At 71.2% G+C, this 8,985-nt stretch carries 9 protein-coding genes; 8 read left to right on the top strand and 1 reads right to left on the bottom strand.

What is annotated here, in order from left to right; translation table 11 throughout:
- From ON30_RS18170 to ON30_RS18160, 3 genes are all read left to right on the top strand, one after another.
- Positions 1 to 1,303 (top strand): polyribonucleotide nucleotidyltransferase (locus tag ON30_RS18170; RefSeq protein ID WP_040708614.1); only part of this gene is annotated, 1,303 nt, incomplete at its 5' end.
- Between the two features lie 74 nt (positions 1,304 to 1,377).
- Positions 1,378 to 2,703, top strand: a complete 1,326-nt coding sequence (locus ON30_RS18165) for a M16 family metallopeptidase (RefSeq protein ID WP_085999353.1) — start codon at positions 1,378 to 1,380, stop codon at positions 2,701 to 2,703.
- Positions 2,704 to 2,772: 69 nt separating this feature from the next.
- Positions 2,773 to 4,239: a tetratricopeptide repeat protein gene (locus tag ON30_RS18160; protein ID WP_040708613.1), complete on the top strand. Its 1,467-nt coding sequence runs from the start codon at positions 2,773 to 2,775 to the stop codon at positions 4,237 to 4,239.
- Here the strand turns inward: ON30_RS18160 and ON30_RS18155 are convergent.
- Positions 4,211 to 4,576 carry an ArsR/SmtB family transcription factor gene (locus tag ON30_RS18155; RefSeq protein WP_051029498.1) on the bottom strand — a complete coding sequence of 122 codons (366 nt, stop codon included), beginning with the start codon at positions 4,574 to 4,576 and terminating at the stop codon, positions 4,211 to 4,213. The genes ON30_RS18160 and ON30_RS18155 overlap by 29 nt on opposite strands.
- A gap of 92 nt (positions 4,577 to 4,668) precedes the next feature.
- On the opposite strand from ON30_RS18155, the gene ON30_RS18150 reads away from it, so the two are divergent.
- From ON30_RS18150 to ON30_RS18130, 5 genes are all read left to right on the top strand, one after another.
- Entirely contained in the window at positions 4,669 to 5,880 is a 1,212-nt protein-coding gene (locus ON30_RS18150) for an MFS transporter (protein ID WP_174387510.1), read from the top strand.
- Positions 5,881 to 5,997: 117 nt separating this feature from the next.
- Positions 5,998 to 7,101 (top strand): alcohol dehydrogenase catalytic domain-containing protein, encoded by a 1,104-nt coding sequence (locus ON30_RS18145; RefSeq protein ID WP_040708612.1) that lies wholly within the window; start codon positions 5,998 to 6,000, stop codon positions 7,099 to 7,101.
- Positions 7,102 to 7,168: 67 nt separating this feature from the next.
- Entirely contained in the window at positions 7,169 to 7,915 is a 747-nt protein-coding gene (gene dapB, locus ON30_RS18140; protein WP_040708611.1) for a 4-hydroxy-tetrahydrodipicolinate reductase, read from the top strand.
- A 25-nt stretch (positions 7,916 to 7,940) separates the two neighbouring features.
- Positions 7,941 to 8,429 (top strand): hypothetical protein, encoded by a 489-nt coding sequence (locus ON30_RS18135; protein ID WP_051029490.1) that lies wholly within the window; start codon positions 7,941 to 7,943, stop codon positions 8,427 to 8,429.
- A gap of 2 nt (positions 8,430 to 8,431) precedes the next feature.
- The gene (locus ON30_RS18130) at positions 8,432 to 8,884 is read left to right on the top strand and encodes a flavodoxin family protein (protein WP_040708610.1); all 453 of its coding nucleotides are present in this window, start codon (positions 8,432 to 8,434) and stop codon (positions 8,882 to 8,884) included.
- The last annotated feature ends 101 nt before the right edge of the window (positions 8,885 to 8,985 follow it).

Below are 8,985 nucleotides of genomic sequence, written 5' to 3'. Positions count from 1 at the left end.
CGAGAAAGAACTCGGCGCGGCGTTCCGCTCGGTCACCAAGAAGCTGGTCCGGCAGCGCATCCTCACCGACGGATTCCGCATCGACGGCCGCGGACTGGCCGACATCCGCGCCCTGTCCGCCGAGGTCGCGGTGGTTCCGCGCGCCCACGGCTCGGCGCTGTTCGAGCGCGGCGAGACCCAGATCCTGGGCGTCACCACGCTGGACATGGTCAAGATGGCCCAGCAGGTCGACTCGCTGGGCCCCGAGACCAGCAAGCGCTACATGCACCACTACAACTTCCCGCCGTACTCCACCGGTGAGACGGGCCGCGTCGGTTCGCCCAAGCGCCGCGAGATCGGTCACGGCGCGCTGGCCGAGCGGGCGCTGATCCCGGTGCTGCCCAGCCAGGAGGAGTTCCCGTACGCCATCCGTCAGGTCTCGGAGGCGTTGAGCTCCAACGGTTCCACCTCGATGGGTTCGGTGTGCGCGTCCACCCTGGCGCTGCTGAACGCCGGTGTGCCGCTCAAGGCCCCGGTCGCCGGTATCGCGATGGGTCTGGTCTCCGACACCGTCGCCACCGACGGCGGCGGCGAAGAGGTCCGCTACGTGGCGCTGACCGACATCCTCGGCGCCGAGGACGCGTTCGGCGACATGGACTTCAAGGTGGCGGGCACCCGCGAGTTCGTGACCGCGCTGCAGTTGGACACCAAGCTCGACGGCATCCCCTCGCAGGTGCTGGCGGGCGCGCTGAGCCAGGCCCACGACGCGCGCACCACGATCCTGGACGTGATGGCCGAGGCCATCGCCACCCCGGACGAGATGAGTCCGTACGCGCCGCGCGTCACGGCGATCAAGATCCCGGTCGACAAGATCGGCGAGGTCATCGGCCCCAAGGGCAAGGTGATCAACCAGATCACCGAGGACACCGGCGCCAACATCTCCATCGAGGACGACGGCACCGTGTTCGTCGGCGCGACCGACGGCCCGTCGGCGCAGGCCGCGATCGACGCGATCAACGCCATCGCCAACCCGCAGCTGCCCAAGGTCGGCGAGCGCTTCCTGGGCACGGTCGTCAAGACCACCGCCTTCGGCGCGTTCGTGTCGCTGCTGCCGGGCCGCGACGGTCTGGTGCACATCTCGAAGCTGGGCAACGGCAAGCGCGTGGCCAAGGTCGAGGACGTGGTGAACGTCGGCGACAAGTTGCGCGTCGAGATCGCCGACATCGACAACCGCGGCAAGATCTCGCTGGTCCCCGTCGAGGAGACCACCGAGGAGCCCGCGGCCGCCGAAACCGTGGATGCGGGCGCGGCGGCGGGCGAGTAGTACTTGTCTCTGTGACGAAGAAGAAGACGGCAACCCCTCTGCTCCGTGCCGAGCAGGGGGGTTCGTCCTCGCAGCTGCGCTCCGACACCTCGATCCGTCCGCAGGGCTCCGAGACCGGGGTGCGCAAGACGGTGCTGCCCGGCGGTCTGCGGGTGGTCACCGAACACGTTCCCGGCGTGCGGTCGGCCTCGATCGGCGTGTGGGTCGGCGTCGGCTCGCGCGACGAGGGGCCGACGGTCGCCGGCGCGGCGCACTTCCTGGAACATCTGCTGTTCAAGGCCACGCCCACCCGGTCGGCGCTGGACATCGCGCAGTCGATGGACGCGGTCGGCGGGGAGTTGAACGCGTTCACCGCCAAGGAACAGACCTGCTACTACGCCCACGTCATCGACGAGGATCTGCCGCTGGCCGTGGATCTGGTGTCCGACGTGGTGCTCAACGGGCTGTGCCGTGCCGCGGACGTGGACGTCGAACGGCAGGTGGTGCTCGAGGAGATCGCGATGCGCGACGACGATCCGGAGGATCTGGTCGGTGACGCGTTCCTCACCGCGCTGTTCGGCGAGCATCCGATCGGGCGACCGGTGATCGGCTCGGTGGAATCGATCGAGTCGATGCGGGCCGGGCAGTTGCGCTCGTTCCATCTGCGCCGCTACCGGCCCGACCGCATGGTCGTCGCGGTGGCGGGCAATGTCGAGCACGATCACGTCGTGGAACTGGTGCACCGGGCGTTCGCGAACCGGCTCGATCCCGCGGCCGAACCGGCGCGCAGGCGCGAAGGCCGCTACCGACAGCACTGCGAGCCGCAACTGCACTGGAATCACCGCGACAGCGAGCAGGCGCACCTGTCCTTCGGTGTGCGGGCGTTCGGGCGGCACGAAGGCGAGCGGCGCTGGCCGCTGTCGGTGCTGAACACGGTGGTCGGCGGCGGACTGAGTTCGCGGCTGTTCCAACGCATCCGGGAGGAACGCGGCCTGGCGTACTCGGTGTACTCGAGCGTGGACACCTTCGCCGACACCGGCGCGTTCTCGGTCTACATCGGCTGTCAGCCGGAGAATCTCGGCAAGGTCGCGGCGCTCGCGCGCGGGGTGCTCGAGGAGATCGCGGCCGACGGCATCACCGAGGCGGAATGCGCCAGGGCGAAGGGGTCGCTGCGCGGCGGACTGGTACTGGGGCTGGAGGATTCGGCGTCGCGGATGAACCGCATCGGTCGCAGTGAACTCAGCTACGGCAACCATCGCACGGTCTCGGAGACGCTGACCCGGATCGACGCGGTCACCACCGAACAGGTCGACGCGGTCGCGCGCAGTCTGCTCGCGCGTCCGTTCGCGGCGTCGGTGGCCGGGCCGTACCGCCGCACGCGCGAACTTCCCGCCGCGGTCCGTCGCCTGGTTCCCTCCTGATCGTTTTCCTGTCGGTGGCCGTCGGTAGGGTGACGGTCGCAACGTCGGGGGAGTGGAGCGGGGGGTTCGGTGCGGACGGTCGAAGCGGTGATCGCGCGGGCGCGCGTGGCCAAAGAGGTGGGGCGGGCCGAGGAGGCGCACCGGATGCTGGGTGCGGCGCTGCTCACCGCCCCCGATGATCCGGTGCTGCTCGAAGAACTGGCCGATGTGTGCATGGCGTTGAGCCGCCCGGACGACGCGTTGCGCCACGCGGGCCGGTCGATCGCGCTGGAACCGGAGCGCGCGGGTCCGCACATGACGGTCGCGCTGGTCTACGACATGCTCGGGATGGGCGCGCACGCCGAACGGCACGCGCGCACCGCGCTGCGGTTGGCCCCCGACGACGCGGGCGCGTCGCTGATCCTGGCGAGCACGCTGGTCGCGCAGGGGCGGTCGGCGACCCGCGCGGAGGCGCGGGCGCTGCTCGAACGGGCCGCGTCGGACGCGAACGTCGACGGGCGCGCCGCGATCGCCCGGCTGTATCTGGCGTTGGGCGAGCAGAGTCCGGCCCGCGCGCAGGTCGAGGCCGGTCTGCGCGAGGATCCGGTCCATCCCGAACTGTTGACCATGCGCGCGAAACTCGAACCGCAGCGCGGTGCGGCGGTGGCGATCCTGCGCGGTCTGCTCGGGATGCGGCCCGGTCACCTCGGCGCGCGGCGGCAACTGGCCGCGATCACCTGGCGGGCGATGATGCGCTTGGCGGGGTGGCTGTGGTTCTTCACCGCGATCGTCATCGCCGCCTCGGTGTGGATCGGTCCGGGCGGGCTGCGGTGGGTGAGCACTCTCGCGTTCGTGGTGATGCCGGTCGCCTGGTTCGGCGTGTTCCGTACGCTGCGCAGACAGTTGCCCGCCGGATATCTGATGCGCAGGTTGCTGCGTCCCTCGGCGATCACCGCGCTGGTGGCGCTGGTGTTGTCGTGTCTGGTGGCCGAACTCGGCGTGGTGCTGTTGCGGCTGGACTGGACGGTCGAGGCGGTGCGCGCGGGATACGTCCTGCTGCTGTCGGCGTCCTGCGGCGCGGGTCTGGCGCATCTGCTGTTCTTCGTGGCCTGGTTGCGCGGCGGCGCCGAACAGGACGCGGACGACAGTCGGGCGAGCGCGAGCGTGGACGGCATCGTGGTGCTCGCGCTCGGTCTTCCGGTGCTGGGAGCGCTGTTCGCGCTGCGGCGCTGGGAACATCAGCCCGCCGCCTGCTGGGTGCTGCTGGCGCTGCTGTGCGGTGTGGTGTTCGTGCATCTGCTCGAGGTGACAGCCGCGCAGGTTGCCGACACGCCCCGTCCGCGCCGTGCGGCGATGGTGCTGCTGGGCATGGTTCCGATGGCGTGTGCGCTGCTCGGATTCTGGTGGGCCGCGGCTCATCTCGACGCCACCGGCTTCCGCAGCGCGGAGCGCCTCGCGCCCCCGCCGTTCCCCGAGATCCACCTCACCCCCCTCCCGCCGCTCCCGACCATCACCGTTCCCCCGTTGGTCACTCCGCCGCCGGCGGGCGAGCGGTAGGCGGTGGACCGGACCGGTCCGGGGTGTGTTCGCGGTCGGCGGCGGCGAGGATCGGGGAAAGTAGGCCGGGGAGGGCGGTGTCGAGGTCGGCGGCGCGCAGGCGTTGGCAGATCTGGCCGGCGACGACCACCCGTTCGATGACGCCCGCCTCGCGCAGGATCTTGAAATGGTGGGCGGCGGTGGATTTGTTGATGCCGTCGTAGAGCAGGACGCAGCGGACGGGGCCGTCCGCGCGGGCGAGTCGGCGGACCATCTCCAGCCGGATCGGGTCGTGCAGCGCGCCCAGGACGACGGGCAGCGCGGCGACCGTCGCGGGGCTCGCGTTAGCCTGGGTCATGATCTGCCTCACTCGGTGATGGGGTGCGGGGGTGCCGGGGAGTATGGTCGATCCGGTTCGATCATCATCAAACTTACCTGATCGGAGGGCTGATGGCAGCGAGTGTGATGGCCGTCGACAGCACACCGGCCACCCAGCGGTGGGCCTACACGCTGATCCTGGCGGCCAGCGGCGTCGCGCTCGGGGTCTCGGGTGTGCCCGCCCCGCTCTACGGCATCTACGAAACCGAGTGGCAACTGTCCCCGCTGACCACGACCGTCGTCTTCGCGGTCTACGCCGTCGCCGCGCTGGGGGCGGTGCTGGTCTCGGGCCGCATCTCCGACGTGGTCGGGCGCAAACCGGTGCTGCTCGGCGCGTTCGCCACCATGATCGTCGGCCTGATCGTGTTCGTCCTGGCCGATTCGGTGCCGATGCTGTTGCTGGCACGCGCCTTGCACGGCACCGCGGTCGGCGCGACGGTGGTCGCCGGCGCGGCGGCGCTGCTGGACCTGCGCCCGCATCGCGGCGCGCGCTCGGGGCAGTTGACCGGCGTGGCGTTCAACGTCGGCATGGCGGTGGCGATCCTGGGCTCGGCGCTGCTGGCCCAGTACGCGCCCTATCCGCTGCGCACGCCGTACGTGGTCATCACCGTGATCTGCCTGGTCGTGGCCGCGGGCGTGCTGGCGCTGCGCGAACCGCACGCCGCGCGGGTCGCGGGTCGCATCCGGATCGCGAAACCGGCCGTGCCCAAGGAGATCCGCGGCGATTTCTGGTTCTCCGCCATCGGCGTCATGGCGGCCTGGTCGGTGCTCGGCGTGCTGCTGTCGCTGTATCCGTCGCTGGCCGCGCAGCAGACGGGCATCCACAATCTCGTGTTCGGCGGCGCGGTGGTCGCCTCCACCGCGCTGGCGGGCGCGACGGTGCAATTGTTCGCCACCGCCGTCCCGGCCCGTCGCGCCGCGATCCTCGGCGACACCGGCATGGCTCTGGCGCTGGTGCTGACCATTCCGGCGCTCGGCACGCACAGCTGGATCGCGGTGCTGGGCGCGGGCGTCGCGCTGGGCGCGACCTTCGGCCTCGGCTTCGGCGGCTCGCTGCGGCACCTGTCGAATGTGGTGCCGCACCATCGGCGCGGGGAGACCATGTCGGCGTACTACCTGCTGGCCTACAGCGCGATGGCGCTGCCGACACTGCTGGCGGGCTGGGCCGCGACCACCTGGGGCCTGGACACGGTGTTCCCCTGGTTCGTCGGCATCGTGGCGGTGGCGTGCCTGTGCGCCGCCGCGCTCGGTCTGCGTCGGCATCGGGGTCCGGTCGAGGCTTGATCCGGGCCGTCGCCGTGCCGGGGACTGCCCGGTTCGTGTGCCCGGTGCGCGCGGTCCGACCGCGGCTGTGCCGGGAAGGCCACCGTCGAGTCGATGCGCGGCGGTAGCGTCGGCGGTATGAGGATTCGGGGCGCGGTGTTGGAACGGATCGCGGCGGCGGCGCCGTTCGCGGAGTCGGAGCCGATCTCGGTGAGCGAGCTGGAACTCGGCGAGCCGGGGCCGGGCGAGTTGTTGGTGCGGATCGAGGCGGCGGGGTTGTGCCACTCGGATCTGTCCGTCGTGGACGGCAACCGGGTGCGGCCGGTGCCGATGCTGCTCGGGCACGAGGCGGCGGGTCGCGTCGAGGCCGTCGGCCCCGGTGACAGCGATATCGCGGTCGGGCAGCGGGTCGTGATGACCTTCCTGCCGCGCTGCGGTGACTGCGCGGGCTGCGCGAGCGACGGCAGGCGGCCGTGCGTGCCGGGCAGTGTCGCCAACAACGAGGGCGAACTGCTCAACGGCGGCAGGCGCCTGCGCCGCGACGGCGAACCGGTCCACCACCACCTCGGGGTGTCGGCCTTCGCCACGCACGCGGTGGTGGACCGCAGGTCGGTGGTGCCGGTGGATGACGACGTCCCGCCGGAGGTGGCGGCGGTGCTGGGCTGCGCGGTGCTCACCGGCGGCGGCGCGCTGCTGAACGCGACGTCGCCGACCCCGGCCGACCGGGTGATGGTGGTCGGTCTCGGCGGTGTCGGGATGGCCGCGGTCCTGGTCGGGATCGCGCTGGGGGCGCAAGTGATCGCCGTCGACACCGTGCCCGAGAAGTTGGCGCTGGCCGCCGACCTGGGGGCCGTGGCCTGCCACACCCCCGGCGAACTGGCCGAACAGGACGTGCAGGCGGAGATCGTGGTGGAGGCGGCGGGCAATGTCCGCGCGTTCGAGACGGCGGTCGCGGCCACCGCGCCGGGCGGCGCCACTGTGACTGTCGGCCTGCCCGCGCCGGACGCCCGCGCGAGCATCTCCCCGCTGGCGCTGGTCGCGCGGGCGCAGACCATCGTGGGCAGCTACCTGGGTTCGGCGGTGCCCGCGCGCGACATTCCCGAGTACGTGCGCCTGTGGCGGGCGGGCAAGCTGCCGGTGGAGCGGCTGATCTCGGCGCGCATCGGGCTCGACGAGGTCAACCGCGCGATGGACGAACTCGCGGCGGGGCACGCCCTGCGCCAGGTGATCGTCTTCGATTGAGGCGCTGCCGCCGACCGCCCCGCCCCCGATTAGGCTTGGCGGCACATCGGCGAGACGAGGAGGTGCGGTGACCATTCGGGTCGGAGTGCTCGGGGCACGCGGAAAAGTCGGCCAGGCGATCTGCGAGGCGGTGCGGGCGGCCGCCGATCTGGATCTGGTCGCGGCCGTGGACAAGGACGACGCGCTGACGGCGTTCACCGAGTCGGGCGCCGAGGTCGTCGTGGATTTCACCCATCCCGACGTGGTGATGGGCAATCTGAAGTTCCTGGTGGACAACGGTATCCACGCCGTGGTCGGCACCACCGGCTTCGACGAGGCCCGGCTCGCGCAGGTGCGGTCCTGGTTGGCCGAGCGCCCGGAGACCGGTGTGCTGATCGCCCCGAACTTCGCGATCGGCGCGGTGCTGTCGATGCGGTTCGCCGAGCAGGCCGCCCGTTTCTTCGATTCGGTCGAGGTCGTGGAACTGCATCACCCGAACAAGGCCGACGCCCCGTCGGGCACCGCCTACCGCACCGCCGGGCTGATCGCGCAGGCTCGCGCGGCCGCCGGGGTGGGGATCAGTCCGGACGCGACGAGCACCGAACTCGACGGCGCGCGCGGCGCGGACGTCGACGGTGTGCGGGTGCACTCGGTGCGGTTGGCCGGTCTGGTCGCCCACCAAGAAGTGCTGTTCGGCACCCAGGGCGAGACCTTGACCATCCGCCACGACTCCATGGACCGGTCCTCCTTCGCGCCCGGTGTCCTGCTGGGTGTGCGCGAGATCGCGAAGCGTCCCGGTTTGACCGTCGGCCTCGATCCGTTCCTCGACCTGTGACCCGCGCGACCCCGGGGGCGCGGTCGTGAGCGCGGCTGAGGACCGGGGCGGCGATTCGCGCAAACTCGTCGCGCTGATCGTGGCGCTGGTACTGGTCCTGGGTTTCTATTTCCTGCTACTCGGCCGGATCGGGGTGAGCCTGCTCGGCTCCGGTGAGCCGGCCGCGATCGTCATCGGCGTCGGGGTGCTGATCCTGCCGCTGGTGGGGGTGTGGATCGTCTGGGCGACGGTGCGCGCCGCGCTCGACCATCAGCGTCTGGCCCGCCGCATCCACGAGGAAGGCCGCGAGGTCGACGTCAGCCAGTTGCCGCGCAGGCCCTCGGGCCGGGTGGAGCGTTCCGCCGCGGACGCGCTGTTCGAGCAGGTCAAGGCGGAGTGGGAGGCCGATCCGGACGATTGGCGGGTCTCCTACCGCTTGGCGCGCGCCTACGACTACGCCGGTGACCGATCCCGGGCCCGCGACACGATGCGGCGCGCGGTCGCCCTGGAGAAAGCCGAACGCGAAGGGCGCTGACAGTGACGCGACTGCTGATCATCCACCACACACCCTCACCCCACACGCAGGCGATGTTCGAGGCCGTGGTGGCGGGCGCGAACGATCCGGAGATCGAGGGCGTCGAAGTGGTGCGCCGCGCGGCGCTGGCGGTGACGGCGAGCGACGTCTTGGCGGCCGACGGCTATCTGCTCGGCACGCCGGCCAATCTCGGCTACATCTCGGGCGCGCTCAAGCACGCCTTCGACACCTTCTACTACCCGTGCCTGGACGATACGCGCGGTCGTCCCTACGGCCTGTATCTGCACGGGAACGAGGGGACCGAAGGTGCGCGGCGCGCGGTCGAGTCGATCACGGCCGGTCTGGGCTGGGTGAAATCCGCGGAGTTCGCGGTCGTCTCGGGGAGGCCGGAGAAAGCGGATCTCGATGCTTGCCGAGAATTGGGCGGCACGCTGGCGGCGTCGCTGATGCCGTGACCGTGGGCGACCCCGAACGACGCCGGACATGTCGGTGGAGGGATACGACGGTGGCGGGCCGCGGCATGTCGACCATCCCCCGATTTCTGGTGGCTGACCGT

Source organism: Nocardia takedensis NBRC 100417, from assembly GCF_000308695.1.
Classification (GTDB): Bacteria; Actinomycetota; Actinomycetes; order Mycobacteriales; family Mycobacteriaceae; genus Nocardia; species Nocardia takedensis.
Note: the sequence above shows the minus strand (reverse complement) of the source record. Positions and strands in the feature narration are given on the sequence as shown.

Excerpts from the sequence above, each read along its gene's own strand:
- ON30_RS18155 (WP_051029498.1), bottom strand. The coding sequence starts at position 4,576 with ATGACCCAGGCTAACGCGAGCCCCGCGACGGTCGCCGCGCTGCCCGTC.
- ON30_RS18150 (WP_174387510.1), top strand. The coding sequence starts at position 4,669 with ATGGCAGCGAGTGTGATGGCCGTCGACAGCACACCGGCCACCCAGCGG.
- ON30_RS18145 (WP_040708612.1), top strand. The coding sequence starts at position 5,998 with ATGAGGATTCGGGGCGCGGTGTTGGAACGGATCGCGGCGGCGGCGCCG.